Source organism: Pseudonocardia charpentierae (genome assembly GCF_031845345.1).
In the GTDB taxonomy this organism is placed as follows: domain Bacteria; phylum Actinomycetota; class Actinomycetes; order Mycobacteriales; family Pseudonocardiaceae; genus Pseudonocardia; species Pseudonocardia charpentierae.
On sequence record NZ_JAVREJ010000017.1, the window covers coordinates 114,742 to 131,851 of the forward strand.

At 70.3% G+C, this 17,110-nt stretch carries 13 protein-coding genes; 6 read left to right on the top strand and 7 right to left on the bottom strand.

The window, feature by feature from the left end:
* Window positions 1-89 precede the first annotated feature (89 nt).
* The 5 genes from ptsP (at window position 90) to RM445_RS22415 (ending at window position 5,062) form a co-directional block, all read left to right on the top strand.
* Window positions 90-1,772, top strand: coding sequence for a phosphoenolpyruvate--protein phosphotransferase (gene ptsP / locus RM445_RS22395; RefSeq protein WP_311558790.1), 1,683 nt, complete (start codon window positions 90-92; stop codon window positions 1,770-1,772).
* Between the two features lie 9 nt (window positions 1,773-1,781).
* A complete protein-coding gene (gene pfkB, locus RM445_RS22400; RefSeq protein WP_311558791.1) occupies window positions 1,782-2,717 on the top strand; it encodes a 1-phosphofructokinase in 936 nt (311 codons plus the stop codon).
* A gap of 65 nt (window positions 2,718-2,782) precedes the next feature.
* Entirely contained in the window at window positions 2,783-3,229 is a 447-nt protein-coding gene (locus RM445_RS22405; RefSeq protein ID WP_311558792.1) for a PTS sugar transporter subunit IIA, read from the top strand.
* Window positions 3,230-3,231: 2 nt separating this feature from the next.
* Window positions 3,232-4,713 (top strand): PTS fructose transporter subunit IIC, encoded by a 1,482-nt coding sequence (locus RM445_RS22410; protein ID WP_311558793.1) that lies wholly within the window; start codon window positions 3,232-3,234, stop codon window positions 4,711-4,713.
* A 76-nt stretch (window positions 4,714-4,789) separates the two neighbouring features.
* The gene (locus RM445_RS22415; RefSeq protein WP_311558794.1) at window positions 4,790-5,062 is read left to right on the top strand and encodes an HPr family phosphocarrier protein; all 273 of its coding nucleotides are present in this window, start codon (window positions 4,790-4,792) and stop codon (window positions 5,060-5,062) included.
* A 61-nt stretch (window positions 5,063-5,123) separates the two neighbouring features.
* Here RM445_RS22415 and glpX read toward each other — a convergent pair whose 3' ends face one another.
* The 7 genes from glpX to aceE all read right to left on the bottom strand — a co-directional run bounded on the left by glpX (window position 5,124) and on the right by aceE (window position 15,156).
* Window positions 5,124-6,143: a class II fructose-bisphosphatase gene (gene glpX / locus RM445_RS22420; RefSeq protein ID WP_311558795.1), complete on the bottom strand. Its 1,020-nt coding sequence runs from the start codon at window positions 6,141-6,143 to the stop codon at window positions 5,124-5,126.
* Entirely contained in the window at window positions 6,140-7,075 is a 936-nt protein-coding gene (locus RM445_RS22425; protein ID WP_311558796.1) for an IclR family transcriptional regulator, read from the bottom strand. The genes glpX and RM445_RS22425 overlap by 4 nt, the downstream gene beginning before the upstream one ends.
* Before the next feature lie 69 nt (window positions 7,076-7,144).
* On the bottom strand, window positions 7,145-7,870 hold the full coding sequence (locus RM445_RS22430; RefSeq protein WP_311555503.1) for a beta-ketoacyl-ACP reductase: 726 nt from the start codon (window positions 7,868-7,870) through the stop codon (window positions 7,145-7,147).
* 61 nt (window positions 7,871-7,931) lie between these two features.
* Complete coding sequence (locus tag RM445_RS22435) at window positions 7,932-9,116, bottom strand: acetyl-CoA C-acetyltransferase (protein WP_311558797.1); 1,185 nt, start codon at window positions 9,114-9,116, stop codon at window positions 7,932-7,934.
* 49 nt (window positions 9,117-9,165) lie between these two features.
* On the bottom strand, window positions 9,166-11,040 hold the full coding sequence (lpdA, locus tag RM445_RS22440; RefSeq protein WP_397469382.1) for a dihydrolipoyl dehydrogenase: 1,875 nt from the start codon (window positions 11,038-11,040) through the stop codon (window positions 9,166-9,168).
* A 62-nt stretch (window positions 11,041-11,102) separates the two neighbouring features.
* Window positions 11,103-12,419, bottom strand: a complete 1,317-nt coding sequence (gene aceF / locus RM445_RS22450) for a dihydrolipoyllysine-residue acetyltransferase (RefSeq protein ID WP_311558798.1) — start codon at window positions 12,417-12,419, stop codon at window positions 11,103-11,105.
* A 52-nt stretch (window positions 12,420-12,471) separates the two neighbouring features.
* Window positions 12,472-15,156: a pyruvate dehydrogenase (acetyl-transferring), homodimeric type gene (aceE, locus tag RM445_RS22455; RefSeq protein ID WP_397469383.1), complete on the bottom strand. Its 2,685-nt coding sequence runs from the start codon at window positions 15,154-15,156 to the stop codon at window positions 12,472-12,474.
* Between the two features lie 343 nt (window positions 15,157-15,499).
* Here aceE and RM445_RS22460 point away from each other — a divergent pair, with 343 nt between their 5' ends.
* The gene (locus tag RM445_RS22460) at window positions 15,500-17,098 is read left to right on the top strand and encodes a glycoside hydrolase family 13 protein (RefSeq protein ID WP_311558800.1); all 1,599 of its coding nucleotides are present in this window, start codon (window positions 15,500-15,502) and stop codon (window positions 17,096-17,098) included.
* Window positions 17,099-17,110 lie beyond the last annotated feature (12 nt).

Sequence of the window (17,110 nt, forward strand, 5' to 3'; positions counted from 1 at the left end):
AGACGGGGCGTGCGCCGGGCTCGATTCGGGAAGACACCATCCACGTCAAGGAGGACGGGTACGGACCCGTCGGGGAGGCCGAGGTCGTCGTGACGCTGCTGAACGGAATCGGAGTGTGCCCGGGTATCGCGGTCGGGCCACTGGTGCGGATGCCCGATCCGGTACCGGAGCCGTCCGCCGGCCCGGGGCAGGTGACGGACAAGAACGCGGAACGGTCCCGGATCTCGCCGGCCATGGAGGCGGTTGCGGCCGAGCTGCGCGCACGTGCCGAGAAGGCGAAGGCCGAGACGCGGGCCGTGCTCGAGGCGACGTCGTACATGGCGGTCGACCCGGGAATGATGGACCTTGCGATCACGGGCGTGGTCGAGCGGAACCTGTCGGCCGCCCGTGCCGTGTTCGAGGCCGCCAACACCTTCCGCGACATGCTCGCCGCGGCAGGCGGCTACATCGGTGCGCGCGTGGCCGACATCGAGGACGTCCGCGACCGGATCGTCGCCGCCGTGCTCGGCGTCCCGATGCCCGGCATCCCGGACCCGGGTCACCCGTTCATCCTCGTCGCCCGCGACCTCGCGCCGGCCGACACGGCCACCGTCGATCCCGAGAAGGTGCTCGGCTTCGTCACCACCGAGGGCGGCCCGACCAGCCACACCGCGATCCTCGCCCGGACGCTGGGCGTCCCGGCCGTCGTCGCCACCGAGGGTGCACTGAGCCTCAAGGAGGGCACCACGGTCGTGCTCGACGGAGGAGCGGGCACGCTGAACGCCGCGCCGACCGACGCCGAGGTCCAGGACGCCGAGAAGCGGATGGCCGCCCGGCGGGGTGCGAAGAAGACGTGGAGCGGCGAGGGCGCCACGTCCGACGGCCGCCGGATCCTGCTGCTCGCCAACGTCGGCGACCCGAAGAGCGCGAAGGCCGGAGCGGACGCGGGCGCGGAGGGCGTGGGCCTGTTCCGCACCGAGTTCCTGTTCCTCGACTCAGCCAAGGAGCCGACGGTCGCCGAGCAGGAGGAGGCCTACGCAGGCGTCTTCGCGGCCTTCCCGGACGGCAGGAAGGTCGTGGTCCGGACGCTCGACGCCGGCGCGGACAAGCCGCTCGCCTTCCTGGACCAGGGTGAGGAGCCCAACCCCGCGCTCGGCGTGCGCGGCGTCCGGGTGGCGTTCGAGGACTCGGGGATCCTGGACCGCCAGCTGCAGGCCATCTCCCGCGCCGCGGAGCGCAGCTCGTCCGACGTGTGGGTGATGGCTCCGATGATCGCGCTGGCCAGCGAGGCGGAGTGGTTCTCCGGCAAGGTCCGGGAGCACGGACTCAAGACGCCGGGCGTCATGGTCGAGGTGCCGGCCGCGGCGCTGAACGCCGAACAGATCCTCGGGGTCACCGAGTTCGCCAGCATCGGGACGAACGACCTCGCCCAGTACACGCTGGCGGCCGACCGGATGGCCGGTCCGCTCGCCGCGCTCAACGACCCCTGGCAGCCGGCGCTGCTCAAGCTCATCGGGTTCACCGGTGAGGCGGGGGAGAAGCGCGGCAAGACCGTCGGTGTGTGCGGCGAGGCCGCGTCCGACCCGGTGCTCGCGGTGGTGCTGGTCGGCCTGGGCGTCACCAGCCTGTCGATGTCGTCGCGGGCGCTTGCGGACGTCGGTGAGCTGCTGCGCACCGTCTCCTACGACGACTGCAAGCGGCTGGCCCAGGTCGCGCTCGACGCCGGGGAGGCGCAGGCTGCCAAGGCGGCGGTACGTGCGGAGCTGCCGCAGCTCGACGAGCTCGGTCTGTAGGGACAACCCATGATCGTCACTCTCACGCCGAATCCCAGTCTCGACCGGACGGTCGAGATCGACGAGCTGCGCCGCGGCGAGGTGCACCGCGCCACCGGTGGTCGGGTCGACCCCGGGGGCAAGGGCGTCAACGTCTCCCGGGCGCTGGCGTCCGGCGACACGGCCACCATCGCGGTGCTGCCTTCCGGCGGCCCGGAGGGTGCCCAGCTCGCCGCGCTGCTCGCTCCGTTCGGCGTGCAGACGGTGCAGGTGCCGATCGCCGGCACGGTGCGTAGCAACATCACCGTCGCCGAGCCGGACGGGACCACCACCAAGCTCAACGAGGCAGGGCCGGAGCTCACGCCCGAGGAGGCAGCGGCTGTCGAGCGGACCGTGGTCGACCTGGCGGCCCGGGCGAGCTGGGTGGTCGGTGCCGGCAGCCTGCCGCGCGGGCTGGGTGTCGACTTCTACGCCCGCCTCGTCGCCGCCCTGCGGTCTTCCGACACCCAGGTGTGCATCGACGCGAGCGGGCCACCACTCGCCGCCGCGGTGGACGCCGGCCCGGACCTGATCAAGCCCAACGCCGAGGAGCTCGCGGAGCTCGTCGGCCGCCCGCTCACCCGGCTCGCCGACGTGGTCGACGCGGCTGCCGAGATCCGCAAGCGCGGTGTGGGCACCGTGCTCGTCAGCCTGGGGGGTGACGGGGCCCTGCTGGTGAGTGCGGACGAGGTACTCCACGGATGGGCGCCACCGGTGCGGGTACGCAGCACCGTGGGTGCGGGTGACTCGACGCTGGCGGGCTTCCTCGCCGGCGGTGGTCGTGGCCGGTCCGCACTGGTGACGGCGATCGCGTACGGCACCGCGGCGGTGCAGCTGCCCGGCAGCGTCATGCCCCGCCCGGGCGACCTGAACCCGGGCGCGGTGGTGGTGACGGACAACCCCGATCTGGATCGGCCTCTGAGCTGAATCCGCACGGCCCCTGAAGACGTTCGAATCCCCCTGACGAGTTTGAGTGACGAGAGGAACCGAGGATGAGTGAGGTCATCACCGCTGACCTGGTCGACCTGGACCTGAAGGCCGCCGACCGGCAGTCGGCTTCCCGGCAGCTGGCCGAACGACTGGTGGCGGCGGGCCGGGTGACCGACATCGAGGGGTTCCTCGCCGACATCGCCAAGCGCGAGTCGCAGATGCCGACCGGTCTCGAGGGCGGGATCGGCATCCCGCACTGCCGGTCGGCGCACGTGACCGAGCCCAGCCTGGCGTTCGGCCGGGCGGCCGACGGCGTCGACTTCGGGGCGCCGGACGGACCTGCCGACATCATCTTCTTGATCGCCGCCCCCGAGGGTGGCGACGCGTCGCACATGAAGATCCTCGCCTCGCTGGCCCGGAGGCTGATCCGCGCCGCGTTCAAGGAGCGCCTGCGGTCCGTGCAGGACCCGGCGGAGGCCGCGGAGTTCATCCGTTCGGAGGTGAGCTAGGAATGAAGTTCGTAGCGGTGACGTCATGCCCCACGGGCATCGCGCACACGTACATGGCCGCCGAGGCGCTCGAGCAGGCCGCGGCCGACTCCGGCGACGAGATGCACGTCGAGACCCAGGGCTCGGCCGGTTCGGACCCGCTCGACCCGCAGATCATCGCCGACGCCGACGCAGTGATCTTCGCTGCGGACGTGGAGGTCCGCGGGCGGGAACGCTTCGCGGGTAAGCCCCTTGTCCAATCCGGCGTGAAGCGGGCCATCGGTGGCGCGCCCGAGATGCTGGACGAGGCGCGCGCTGCGGTCGCCGCGGGTCCGCCCGCGGGCGATGCGGCTCCGGCGACCGCGGCCGGGGGTGGCGGCCTGGCGACCAAGGTCGACTCCGGTGCCGGGTTCGGCACGAGGCTGCGCCAGTGGCTGATGACCGGCGTGTCGTACGTGATCCCCTTCGTCGCCGCGGGCGGCCTGCTGATCGCGTTGTCCTTCGCGCTCGGCGGCTACCTCATCACCGAGGCGCCGCCGATCGAGGACGGCTTCAACCCCGGCAGTTCGCAGTCGTGGGCCCGGTTGCTGTTCGAGATCGGCGGGGTGGCGTTCAGCTTCCTGGTGCCGATCCTGGCCGGCTTCATCGCCTTCGCCATGGGCGACCGGCCCGCGCTGGTGCCGGGCATCGTCGGCGGTTACATCGCAGGCCAGGTCTCCGCCGGGTTCCTCGGCGGTCTCGTCGCCGGTCTGCTGGCCGGTGCCGTGGTGCTGGCGATCCGCAGGATCAAGGTGCCGAAGTCGGTCCGGGGCATCATGCCGGTGGTCGTGATCCCGCTGGTCTCGACGCTGATCGTCGGCGTGCTGATGTTCGTGGTGCTCGGTCCGCCCCTGGCGGCCCTCACCGCAGGCCTGACGAACTGGCTGAACGGGCTGTCGGGCGCGAACAAGGTGTTCCTCGGGATCATCCTCGGCCTGATGATGGCGTTCGACATGGGCGGCCCGATCAACAAGACCGCCTACTCCTTCGCCGCACTGGGTCTGGCGGCGGCGACGCCGGCGAGCTTCCAGATCATGGCCGCCGTCATGGCCGCGGGCATGACCCCGCCGCTCGGCCTGGCGCTGGCGACGGCGATCCGCAAGCGGCTGTTCACCCACGTCGAACAGGAGAACGGCAAGGCGGCCTGGGTGCTGGGTGCCTCGTTCATCACCGAGGGGGCGATACCGTTCGCCGCGGGCGATCCGTTGCGGGTGATCCCGTCACTGATGGCAGGCTCCGCGGTGACCGGCGCGCTGAGCATGGCGTTCGGGGCGACGTCGCGGGCGCCGCACGGTGGCATCTTCGTGGTGCCGCTGATCGGCAACCCGTTCCTCTACCTGGTCGCGATCATCATCGGTACGGTTGTCACAGCGGTTCTGGTGATCACGCTCAAGAGCCTGCGTCGCACGCCCGAAGAGGCCGCGGACGAAACCCCGGCCACCCAGCAGGCTGCCGCAACCGCCTGACCGTCACCGATCTGGTTCCACGCGGGTGGGTCGTCGCTCCGGCGGCCCACCCGCACCCTCGTCGAAAGGAGTTCCCGTGCCGGAACGCAAGGTCAAGGTCGGTTCGTCGGTGGGCCTGCACGCCCGCCCCGCCACGATCTTCACCCAGGCCGCCGCCAAGCAGCCGGTGAAGGTCACGATCGCCAAGACGGGCGGCAACCCGGTCGACGCGCGCAGTGTCCTGTTCGTCCTGGGCCTCGACGTCCGCGGCGGCGACGAGGTCGTGCTCACCGCAGCGGACGGTGAGGGTGCCGAGGCCGCGCTGGACGAGCTCGAGGCCCTCCTTCAGCGAGACCTCGACAAGGAATAGCGACAACACGACGAAGGGGGTGTCCGCCGCGGCGGACACCCCCTTCGTCGTGCTCGGGTCTCTACCTCGGCACGAGGTTCGAGGTGCTGATGCGGTGCCGGGTCTCGATCAGGCGGACCGCACCGGAGAGCGACCGCATCGACAGCGAGTGCGTGGTCGCCCGGTCCGGGGAGAAGCGCACGCCACGCAGCAGCTCGCCGTCCGTCACGCCCGTGGCCGCAACGAAGACGTTGTCGCTGCGGACCATGTCGTCCAGCGTCAGGACCTTGTCGAGGTCGTAGCCGGCGTCCAGGGCGAGGCGGCGCTCGTCGTCGTTGCGGGGGTAGAGCCGGCCGTAGAAGGCGCCGCCCATGCACTTCAGCGCGCACGCCGCCAGCACGCCCTCCGGGGTGCCGCCGATGCCGACCATGAGGTCGACGTTGGTGTCCGGCGTGGCGGCCATGATCGCTCCCGCGACGTCGCCGTCGAGCAGGAACTTGATGCGTGAGCCGGCCTCGCGCACTCGGCGGACGAGGTCCGCCTCGTGCCGCGGCCGGTCCAGGATGCAGACGGTGAGCTCGGGGACCGGGACGCCGCGGGCCTTGGCGATGTGCGCCAGGGTCGTCTCGATGGGGTCGTTGAGGTCGACGACGTCGGCCAGGTCGGCGGCGACGGCGATCTTCTCCATGTAGACGCACGGGCCCGGGTCGAACATGGTGCCGCGCTCGGACACCGCGACGATCGCCAGGGCGTTCGGCAGGCTCTTGGCCGTCAGCGTCGTGCCGTCGACGGGGTCGACGGCGAAGTCGACCTCCGGGCCGGTGCCGTCGCCGACGTCCTCGCCGTTGTAGAGCATCGGGGCTTCGTCCTTCTCACCCTCCCCGATGACGACGACGCCACGCATGGAGATCGTGTTGAGGACCGGACGCATGGCGTCGACGGCGGCCTGGTCGACGATCTCCTTGTCGCCGCGCCCGAGGTGACGGGAGGCGGCGAGCGCCGCGGCCTCGGTTGCACGGACGAGTTCCAGGGCGAGGTTGCGGTCGATCCCGGCTCGGGCCGGTGCTCCGTGCTCGGACGTGGGGGCAGGGCTGTCGGTCATTGGCCGTTCACCTTCCGTGCGGTCCCGGCGGGACGCAGCTTCGCGACGGTGCCCGCGCGCGTGACGGGCCGGGCACCGGGGTGGAGTCCTCCCGGTTGAATTGCCCCGCCATGCATCGCGCCGTGCGGGATCCCCCCGTTCGAGTGCGGGCGGAGGCCCGGGCCACGCCCGTTGACCTCCGGTGTGGCGGCGAGCTCGCGAGAGAGACTGCGACCGGCGATGACCAGCGCAGGCCGGACGACGGGCAGCTCGGCGGCCGGGTCGTCGACCCGTACCTCGATCGCCGCCACGACGCGGCCACCTGGGCCGAACACGGGCACGGCGAGTGCGCTGCGGTCGGGTTCGAGCTCCCAGCGGGCGACGGCGAGCCGGCTGAGCCGGGCCATCGCCAGTGCCCTGCGGAACCGGTCAGGTGCCGTCACCGTGAACGGCGTGAACGCGGTCAGGCCGCGGCTCAGGTAGGAGTCGACCAGGGCCGGTACGGAGAAGGCCAGCAGCGCCTTGCCCATCGCGGTCGCGTGGGCCGGTGCGGTGGCGCCCTGGCTGAAGGTCGTCACGGGTCGGCGTCCGCGGGGCTTCTCGATGTAAGTGACGTCGCGGTCGCCGAGTACCCCGAGCCGCACGTCGGCGTCGAGCGCCTGCGAGAGGTCCTGGAGCATGAGGCAGGCCCGCTCCTCCAGGCTGGTTGCCGTGCCACCCGCACCTCCGATGAGGCGCAGCGGCAACCCGACGCAGTAGTCGCCGTCGTCGGTCCGCTCGAGGATCTTCCACGCGGCCAGCTCGCGGACGAGACGGTGTGCGGTCGACAGCGGCAGGCCGGTGGCGGTGGCGATCTCGGTCAACGTGTGAACGTCGCCGTTCAGGTAGGTCATCAGAATGACCGCAGCCTTGCTGATGACCGTTCGGCCTGCGGCCGAGACGTCGTCCGTCATGTCGTCCTCTCACTTGCCACCGTCGCAGACGGCGGGCGGGGAGGCGACGCCTCCCCGCCCGCCGTGGCACTACATGTACTGGCCGCCGTTGACGGAGTAGATCTGGCCGGTGATGAAGGCCGATTCCGGGTCGGCGAGGAACTCCACGACGCGGGCGATCTCGTCGGGTTCGCCGAGGCGGCCGACGGGGATCTTGGCGATGACCTTGTCGAGGGCTTCCTTGGGGACGGCCTGGACCATTTCGGTGGAGATGTAGCCGGGGGCGACGGAGTTGACGGTGATGCCCTTGCGGGCGGTCTCCTGGGCGAGGCTCATGGTCAGGCCGAACAGGCCGGCTTTGGAGGAGGCGTAGTTGGCCTGGCCGATGTTGCCGGCCTCGCCGATGATCGAGCTGATGTTGATGATGCGACCCGATCCGCGGTCGAGCATGTGCTGCAGGATGGCTCGGGAGAGGTAGAACGCGCCCGAGAGGTTGACCTGGATGACCCGGTCCCAGTCTTCGACGGTCATCTTGCGGACGGTCTTGTCCAGGGTGATGCCGGCGTTGTTGACCAGGATGTCGAGGCGGCCGTGGGTGTCGAGGACTTCTTGGATGACTCGTTCGCAGTCTTCGGCGGAGCCGATGTTGCCCTGGTGCGCGCTGGCGCCGGGGTGGGCTTCGCAGAAGGCGTCGGCGACGTCTTTGCCGCGGGAGTAGCCCGCGGCGACGGTGACTCCGCGTGCGGCGAGTCGTTCGCTGATCGCCAGTCCGATTCCCCGCACACCTCCTGTCACGAGGGCTACCTGTCCGGTCATGTCTGCCATGCTGTGCAGTCCTTTCTCGTTCTTCGGATCGCCGGTGTCAGGGGTCGCCGAGTCAGCGGTTCACGTGCAGGAGCAGGGCTTCGCCCTGGCCGCCGCCGCCGCACAGGCCGGCCGCGCCGAGCCCGCCACCGCGACGGCCCAGCTCCAGGGCCAGGTGCAGCGCGACCCGGGCACCCGACGCGCCGACCGGATGCCCCATCGAGATCGCGCCACCGTTGACGTTCACGTTCTCATCAGAGATGTCCAGATCACGCATCGACTGCAACGCGACCGCCGCGAACGCCTCGTTGATCTCGAACAGATCCACCTCCGCCGCCGTCTTCCCCTCGCGCTTGAGGGCCTTGAGGATCGCGTTGGCCGGCTGCGACAGCAGCGAGGCGTCCGGGCCGGCGACGTTGCCGTGCGCCCCGATCTCGGCCAGGATCGGCGCCCCCAACTCCTGCGCCTTCGCCCTGCTCATCACCACCACCGCCGCCGCACCGTCGGAGATCTGCGACGCCGACCCCGCGGTCACCGTGCCGTCGGCGGCGAACGCCGGACGCAGCTTCGCCAGCGACGCGGCGGTGGTGCCCTCGCGGACACCCTCGTCGTCGGTGACCGTGATCGGGTCACCACGGCGCTGCGGCACGCTCACGGTGACGATCTCGTCGTCGAACAACCCGTTCTTACGGGCGGTGATGGCCCGTTCGTGGGACTGGGCGGAGTAGGCGTCCTGGTCCTCGCGGGTCAACTGGCGCTGCTTGCTGTAGAACTCCGTGGAGTCACCCATCCCGCGCAGGTCGAACGCGCAGTACAGGGCGTCGTGCGAGGTCGCGTCCACGATCTTGTTGTCGCCGTAGCGGTAACCCCCCCGGGCGCCGGGCAACAGGTACGGCCCGTTGGTCATCGACTCCATACCGCCGGCCACGACGACGTCGAACTCCCCGGCGCCGATGAGCTGATCGGCCATCGCGATCGCGTTCAACCCCGACAGGCACACCTTGTTGATGGTCAGGGCGGGCACATTCATCGGGATCCCGCCCTTGACCGCGGCCTGGCGGGCGGTGATCTGCCCGGCCCCGGCCTGGATCACATGACCCATGATCACGTAGTCGACCTGGTCACCGGAGATCCCTGAGCGCTCCAACGCCGCGGAGATGGCGAACCCGCCGAGGTCCATCGCGGTGAAACCCTTGAGCGCGCCCGACAGCTTCCCGATCGGGGTGCGGGCACCGCCGACGATCACAGAACCTGGCATGAACAGCCTCCTGTGTCTGTCGTCTTGCTGACTCGTGCCCGCGTGGGGATCACTTCTTCTTCTTGGGCATGTACAGGTCCGTGATGGTGCCTTCGAACGCTTCGGCGGCCATGGCCACGGTTTCGGACAGGGTGGGGTGGGGGTGGATGGTGAGCCCGACGTCGGCGGCGTCGGCGCCGATCTCGATGGCCAGCGCGGCTTCGGCGATGAGGTCTCCGGCGTTGGGGCCGACGATCCCGGCGCCGATGACCCGGTCGTTGGCTTCGTCGAACAGCACCTTGGTCAGGCCCTCGTCCCGCCCGAGGGACAGGGAGCGGCCGGACGCGGCCCAGGGGAACACGCCCTTGCCGTACTTGACCCCGGCGGCTTTGGCCTCGTTCTCGGTGACCCCGACCCAGGCGACCTCGGGGTCGGTGTAGGCCACCGAGGGGATGACGGTGGCGTCGAAGTAGGAGGTGTGTCCGGCGGTGTTCTCCGCGGCGACCTTGCCTTCGTGGGTGGCCTTGTGGGCGAGCATCGGCTGCCCGACGACGTCGCCGATGGCGAAGATGTGGCCGACGTTGGTGCGTTGCTGCTTGTCGACCGGGATGAAGCCGCGTTCGTCGACGAACACCCCGGCCGCGTCGGCGCCCACGACGCGGCCGTTGGGCCGGCGCCCGACCGCGACGAGGATCTTGTCGAACACCGCGGTGTCCGGGGCTTTGGCCTTGTCCTTGCTGGCGGTGGAGTCGAAGGTGACGGTCAGCCCGTCGGGGCCGGCTTCGACGGCGGTGACCTTGGTGCCCAGCCAGATCGCCTCATACGACTGGGCGATCCGCTTGGTGAGCGGGGTGACCAGGTCCTTGTCGGCGCCGGGGATCAGTTGGTCCATCAACTCGACCACGCTGATTTTGGAGCCGAGTTCGGAGTAGACGGTGGCCATCTCCAGCCCGATGATCCCGCCGCCCAGCACGAGGAGCCGCTCGGGGATGGTGTCGAGGTCCAGGGCGCCGGTGGAGTCGATGACGCGGGGGTCGTCGTGCGGGATGAACGGCAGCGCGACCGGCTCCGACCCGGCGGCGATGATCGCGGAATCGAACGACACGGTGGTGGTGGATCCGTCGGGGCCGGCGACCGAGAGCATGTTGGGTGAGGTGAAGGTGCCGGTGCCGACCAGGGTCTGGACCTTGCGTTGTTTGGCCAGCCCGGTCAGCCCGCCGGTGAGCCGGGTGACCACCCCGTCTTTCCAGCCGCGCAGCACGTCCAGGTCGATCGTGGGCGGGGTGAACGACAGCCCGGCGTGGCTCATCTCCTTGGTTTCGGCGATCACCTTGGCCGCGTGCAGCAGTGCCTTCGACGGGATGCAGCCGACGTTGAGGCAGACCCCGCCCAGCGGGCCGCGGGAGTCGACCATCACGACCTTCTTGCCCAGGTCCGCCGCCCTAAACGCCGCGGTGTAGCCACCCGGCCCGGCGCCGAGCACCAGCACCTCGGCGTGCACATCACCCTTGGTCCCGGTGTAGGGGGCCGGGGCGCCGACCGGAGCCGTGCCGTTGCTCTGGTGCGTCGGCGGGCCCGCCGACGAGCCGTAGCCCGCCGGTGCGGTCAGCTCCTCCCGAGGCCCGGTCGCCGTCTCGGGGGAGCCGCCCCCGGCGGTGTCCGCCGCCTCGCTGGTCAGCCGCTCCTTGGGGGCTTCTCCGGCCGCCCCCGCGACCTCGAAGGTGGCGACCACCGTGCCCTCGGAGACGCTGTCACCGACCGAGACCTTGAGCTCGGTGACGGTTCCGGCCACGGGCGACGGGACGTCGAGGGTGGCCTTGTCCGACTCCAGGGTGAGCAGCGGGTCGTCCACCGCCACCGTGTCGCCCGGGTTGACGAGGATCTCGATGATCGGGACGTCGGTGAAGTCGCCGATGTCGGGAACCTTGATCTCCTGCGAGGCCATGCCGCACTCCTTCCAGGAGTGAAGAGGGGAGGGGTGGCGGGTGGTGAATGGCGAGGGGACGGTCAGAGCAGGAGGCGTCGGTCGTCCTCGAGCAGGTAGCACAGGTGTCGGGTGAACCGGGCGGCCAGCGCGCCGTCGATGACGCGGTGGTCATAGGACACCGACAGCGGCAGCATGTTGCGCGGCACGAACTCGGTGCCGTTCCACACCGGTTTCATCGCCGAGCGCACCACGCCCAGGATCGCGACCTCGGGGGCGTTGACGATCGGGGTGAAACTGGTGCCGCCGATCCCGCCCAGGCTGGAGATGGTGAACGTGCCACCCGCCATGTCGGCAGGGCCGAGTTTCCCGTCGCGGGCCTTCGCCGAGATCTCCATGAACTCCCGGCTCAGGTCCACGATGCCCTTGCGGTCGGCGTCCTTCACCACCGGAACCACCAGCCCGCCGGGGGTGTCCACGGCGATCCCGATGTTGTAGTACTGCTTGAGGATGATCGAGTCCTTCTCCGGGCTCAGACTCGAGTTGAACTCCGGGTGCTTCTTCAACGCCCCGACCACGGCCTTGACCAGGAACGCCAACAACGTGACCCGATAAGGGTTGCGGTCGCCCTTCGCGGCGGTGTCGAGCTGCTTGCGGTAGGCGTCGAGCTCGGTGATGTCGGCGTCGTCGTTGTGCGTGACGTGCGGGACATTGAGCCACGACCGGTGCAGGAACGGACCCGACACCTTCTTGATCCGCGGCAACGCCTGGATCTCCACCGGCCCGAACTTGGAGAAGTCCTGCGCCGGGACCTCCGGGATCCCGCTGCCTTGCGCCGCCGCCGGAGCCGCCGCCGGAGCGGGCGACGCCGGGCCCTTCAGGAAGCCCAGCAGGTCGTCCTTGGTGATCCGACCCTTCGAACCCGACGCGTCGATCTTCGACAGGTCGATCCCGAGCTCGCGGGCCATCCGGCGCACACTCGGACCGGCGTGTGCCCCGGCCGGCGCCTGGCCACCATCAGCGCCGGCCACCGCGGGCGGCGCGGCCAGCGGTGCCCCGACCGCCGCCGCGACCGGCTTCGCCGCCGCCGGACCGGACGCCGGTTCCTGCTGCTCGACCAGCGACGGCGGAGTCGTACTCGCGCCTTCCCCTGAGCTGAACAGCAGGATCGGCGTGCCCTCGCTGACCTCGTCGCCGACCTTCACCAGCACCTCGCCCACGGTGCCCGCCGACGGCGCGGGGACGTCCAACGTCGCCTTGTCGGACTCCAGGGTGAGCAACGGGTCCTCGGCGTTGACCTTGTCACCGGGCGCGACATGCACCTCGATGATCGGCACGGCGGCGAAGTCGCCGATGTCGGGAACCTTGACCTCGGTCGCACCTGCAGTTGCCGTGGACATTGAGCTTCCTCTCGGACCTGTCGAGAATGTGCGGGCGGACCGGTGCGCGGAGTCAGGCGCGAGCCGGGTCGAGCTTGTCCGGGTCGATGTCGTAGCGGGCGATCGCGTCCGTGACCGCGCTCGCCGGGACCACACCGTCGGCGGCCAGCGCGGCGAGCGTGGCGACGACCACGTGCTGGCGGTCGACCTCGAAGTGCCGACGCAGCGCCTTGCGGTAGTCGGAGCGGCCGAAACCGTCCGTACCCAGGACGACGTAGCGGCGGTCCGCGGGCACCGACGGACGGATCTGCTCGGCGAACGCGCGCATGTAGTCCGTCGCCGCGACGACGGGACCGGCCGGGCGCTCCGACAGCTTCTCCGTGACCCAGGAGGTGCGGGCCGTGTCGCCGGGGTGCAAGAGGTTCCACCGGTCCACGGCCACGGTGTCGCGGCCCAGCTCGGTGAAGCTCGGGCAGCTCCAGATGTCCGCGGTGACGCCGTGCTCGCTCGCCAGCAGGTCCGCCGCCGCCTCGACCTCGCGCAGGATGGTGCCGCTGCCCAGCAGCTGCACCCGCGGGCCCGTTCCTCCGGCCTCACCCGTGGAGCGCAGCAGGTACATGCCGCGCTTGATCCCCTCGATCACCTCGTCGCGCCGGTCTTCGGGCATCCCGGGGTGCTCGTAGTTCTCGTTCATGATGGTGAGGTAGTAGAAGACGTCTTCCTGATCGGTGAACATCCGACGGAGCCCGTCCTGGATGATCACCGCCACCTCGTGGGCGTAGGTGGGGTCGTAGGAGATGCAGTTCGGGATGGTCGCCGAGATCAGGTGGCTGTGGCCGTCTTCGTGCTGCAGGCCCTCGCCGTTCAGCGTCGTCCGCCCCGCCGTACCGCCCAACAGGAACCCGCGGGCCCGGCTGTCGCCGGCGGCCCAGGCGAGGTCGCCGATGCGCTGGAAACCGAACATCGAGTAGTAGACGTAGAACGGGATCATGGGGGTGTCGGACACCGAGTAGCTGGTGGCGGCCGCGATCCAGGACGACATGGCGCCGGCCTCGTTGATGCCCTCCTGCAGCATCTGGCCGGACTTGTCCTCCTTGTAGTACATGAGCTGGTTCGCGTCCTCGGGCCGGTACAGCTGCCCCACCTGCGACCAGATCCCGAACTGGCGGAACAGGCCCTCCATGCCGAACGTGCGCGACTCGTCCGGCACGATCGGCACCACCCGCTTGCCGATCTGCTTGTCGCGCAACAGCGTCGTCAGGATCCGGACGAACGCCATCGTCGTGGAGATCGTGCGGCTGCCGGTGGGCTTGAGCTGCGCGTCGAAGGCAGACAGGTCCGGGACGGTCAGGGTCTCGGTCGAGTGTTCCCGCCGCACCGGCAGCGCCCCACCGAGCGCCTGGCGCCGCTCGCGCAGGTAGGCCTGCTCGGGGCTGCCCTCCTTGATTGGCAGGAACGGCACCTCGGCCACCTGCTCGTCGGGCAGGTCCACGATCCCGAACCGGTCGCGGAACGCCCGCAGGACGTTCTCGCCCATCTTCTTCTGCTGGTGGCTGATGTTGAGGCCCTCGCCGGCCTCACCCATCCCGTACCCCTTGACCGTCTTGGCCAGGATGACCGTCGGTTGATCGACGTGGTCCACGGCGGCCTTGTACGCCGCGTAGACCTTCGACGGATCGTGCCCGCCGCGGCTCAGTGCCCAGATCTCGTCGTCGGTCATGTCCTTGACCAGGTCGAGCAGCTCGGGGTACTTGCCGAAGAAGTGCTCGCGGACGTACGCGCCGTTCTTGGACTTGAAGTCCTGGTACTCGCCGTCGACGCACTCCTCCATGCGCTTGAGCAGCAGCCCCGTCTTGTCCGCGGCCAGCAGCGGGTCCCAACCCGAGCCCCAGACGACCTTGATGACGTTCCACCCGGCGCCGCGGAAGCTACCCTCCAGCTCCTGGATGATCTTTCCGTTGCCCCGCACCGGCCCGTCGAGCCGCTGCAGGTTGCAGTTCACGACGAAGATCAGGTTGTCCAGCTTCTCCCGGCTGGCCAGCGCGATCGCGCCCAGTGACTCGGGCTCGTCCATCTCGCCGTCGCCGAGGAACGCCCACACGTGCCGGTTCGCCGTGTCGGCCAGCCCGCGGGCGTTGAGGTACTTGAGGAACCGGGCCTGGTAGATCGCCATCAGCGGGCCCAGGCCCATCGACACCGTCGGGAACTGCCAGAAGTCGGGCATCAACCAGGGATGGGGATAGGACGACAGGCCCCCACCCGCCACCTCCTGGCGGAAGCCGAGGAGCTGCTGCTCGGTGAGCCGGCCCTCCAGGAACGCGCGGGCGTAGATGCCGGGCGCCACGTGACCCTGGACAAACAGCAGGTCGCCGCCGTGGCCCTCGTGGGGTGCGTTCCAGAAGTGGTTGAAGCCGGTGTCGTAGAGCGTCGCCGACGACTGGAACGAGGCGATGTGACCGCCCAGCTCGGAGCTCTCCTTGTTGGCCCGCAGCACCGTCGCGACCGCGTTCCACCGGTTCAACGAGCGGATGCTGTGCTCGAGCTCGAAGTCGCCGGGGTGCTCGGGCTGCTTGTCCACCGGGATGGTGTTGACGTAGGCGGTGGTCGCCGAGAACGGCACCGGAACGGCGTGCCGCCGGGCCTCGTCCTGCACCTGCTGCAGCAGGAACGCCGCCCGCTCGACCCCGTCGAACTCCACGACGGAGTCGAGCGCCTCCCGCCACTCCTGGGTCTCCTGGGGGTCCTGGTCCTCGGGCATCTGCGCTCCTTGCATTGCACGTCTTTGCAGGCCGCTGTCGAGCTGGGTCTTCTCTAGCACTGTGGAAGGCGGTTCGCTGGCACTGCGGCCGCCGCCCGTCCGCTCCCTGCGGGCCCGTTCCGGCGGGTGCCGAGGGGGACCGGTGTGCACCGTCCGATGTGCCGCTCCGCAGGCTGCCAGACCGATCGCTTGTGAGCAACGTCTCGGGGAGAAGGGTCTGGCCTACCCTTCCGCCCCCGAACGAGACGAACCGACTCAGCATCGGGAATTACTACGCAAACGGTTGCGTCCAAACGCCGTTCCACCCGTTGTCCGGTCCGTGCCGGCGTGATCTGATGGCCCGGTGGGAGACGAGCCGGGGCAGCCCGTCGACGCGCCTTGGTGGCGCTCGGCCGTGATCTACCAGATCTATCCGCGCAGCTTCGCCGACTCCGACGGCGACGGGATCGGTGATCTGCCCGGAATCCGCGCGCGCCTGCCGTACCTGCGCGAACTGGGCGTCGACGCGGTGTGGATCAGCCCGTTCTACCCGTCTCCGATGGCCGACGCGGGCTACGACGTGAGCGACTACCGCGACGTCGAGCCGATCTTCGGGACGCTGGCCGACGCGGACGCGCTGCTGACCGAGGCGCACGCCCTGGGGCTGAAGGTGATCGTCGACCTCGTGCCCAACCACACCTCGGACGAGCACGAGTGGTTCCGGGCGGCCCTCGATGCGCCCCCGGGCAGTCCCGAGCGGGCCCGGTACATGTTCCGGGACGGACGCGGTGAGCACGGGGAGATCCCGCCGAACGACTGGATCAGCAACTTCGGCGGCGCGGCGTGGACGCGGGCGGCCGACGGCCAGTGGTACCTGCACCTCTTCGACTCGAAGCAGCCCGACCTCGACTGGACGAATCCCGAGGTGGTCGCCGAGTTCGAGTCCATCCTGCGGTTCTGGTTGGACCGGGGCATCGACGGGTTCCGCATCGACGTCGCGCACGGCCTGGCGAAGGACCCGGAGATGCCGGACCTGGAGGGCAACTGGGCGACCGGTGGCCCGGCCGTCGAAGGGCACCCGCACTGGGACCGCGACGAGGTGCACGAGGTGTACCGGGGCTGGCGACGGGTGACCGACGCCTACGCCGGCGACCGGGTGTTCGTCGGCGAGGTCTGGGTGCAGACACCCGAGCAGCTCGCCCGCTACCTGCGCGGCGACGAGCTGCACACCGCGTTCAACTTCACCTATCTGCTCGCGGGGTGGGATGCCAAGTCGCTGCGCACCGCCATCGACGACAGCATCGACGCACTGAGTGCGGTGGGCGCGCCGGCGACGTGGGTGCTCTCGAACCACGACGTCGTCCGCCACGTCACCCGCTACGGCGGAGGAGACCTCGGAAATCACCGCGCCCGGGCTGCGACGCTGCTGACCCTCGCCCTGCCCGGTGGGGCGTACGTGTACCAGGGCGAGGAGCTCGGCCTCCCCGAGGTCGTCGACCTTCCGCCGGAGTTGCGGCAGGACCCAGCGTTCGGGCGCACCCAGGGGGAAGACGGTTTTCGCGACGGGTGCCGGGTGCCGATCCCGTGGTCGGGCGAGGCGCCTCCGTTCGGCTTCGGGCCCGGCTCCGGCCAGCCGTGGCTGCCGCAACCGGCCGACTGGGCCGCGCTGACCGTCGAGAAGCAGCAGGGCGACCCGGCGTCGATGCTGGCGCTCTACCGCTCTGCGCTCGAGCTGCGCCGCGACCGGCCCGAGCTGGGCGACGGCACGATGTCGTGGATCGACACGGACGGCGAGCTGCTCGCGTTCCGCCGCGACCCGGGCTTCGTCTGCGTGGTGAATGTGGGCGGCGAGCCCGCGCCGCCTCCGGACGCGGTGCGCGACGGGGCGTTGCTGCTCTCGAGCGACCCGCTGGAGCCGGACGGCCGGCTGCCGGGTGCGACGTCGGCCTGGTACGCGGTCTGATGCGGAAGGCCT

What these genes read in the sequence shown, in the direction of transcription:
- pfkB (WP_311558791.1), top strand. Translation starts at nt 1,782, where the DNA reads ATGATCGTCACTCTCACGCCGAATCCCAGTCTCGACCGGACGGTCGAG.
- RM445_RS22405 (WP_311558792.1), top strand. Translation starts at nt 2,783, where the DNA reads ATGAGTGAGGTCATCACCGCTGACCTGGTCGACCTGGACCTGAAGGCC.
- RM445_RS22410 (WP_311558793.1), top strand. Translation starts at nt 3,232, where the DNA reads ATGAAGTTCGTAGCGGTGACGTCATGCCCCACGGGCATCGCGCACACG.
- glpX (WP_311558795.1), bottom strand. Translation starts at nt 6,143, where the DNA reads ATGACCGACAGCCCTGCCCCCACGTCCGAGCACGGAGCACCGGCCCGA.
- RM445_RS22425 (WP_311558796.1), bottom strand. Translation starts at nt 7,075, where the DNA reads ATGACGGACGACGTCTCGGCCGCAGGCCGAACGGTCATCAGCAAGGCT.
- RM445_RS22430 (WP_311555503.1), bottom strand. Translation starts at nt 7,870, where the DNA reads ATGACCGGACAGGTAGCCCTCGTGACAGGAGGTGTGCGGGGAATCGGA.
- RM445_RS22435 (WP_311558797.1), bottom strand. Translation starts at nt 9,116, where the DNA reads ATGCCAGGTTCTGTGATCGTCGGCGGTGCCCGCACCCCGATCGGGAAG.
- lpdA (WP_397469382.1), bottom strand. Translation starts at nt 11,040, where the DNA reads ATGGCCTCGCAGGAGATCAAGGTTCCCGACATCGGCGACTTCACCGAC.
- aceF (WP_311558798.1), bottom strand. Translation starts at nt 12,419, where the DNA reads ATGTCCACGGCAACTGCAGGTGCGACCGAGGTCAAGGTTCCCGACATC.
- aceE (WP_397469383.1), bottom strand. Translation starts at nt 15,156, where the DNA reads ATGCCCGAGGACCAGGACCCCCAGGAGACCCAGGAGTGGCGGGAGGCG.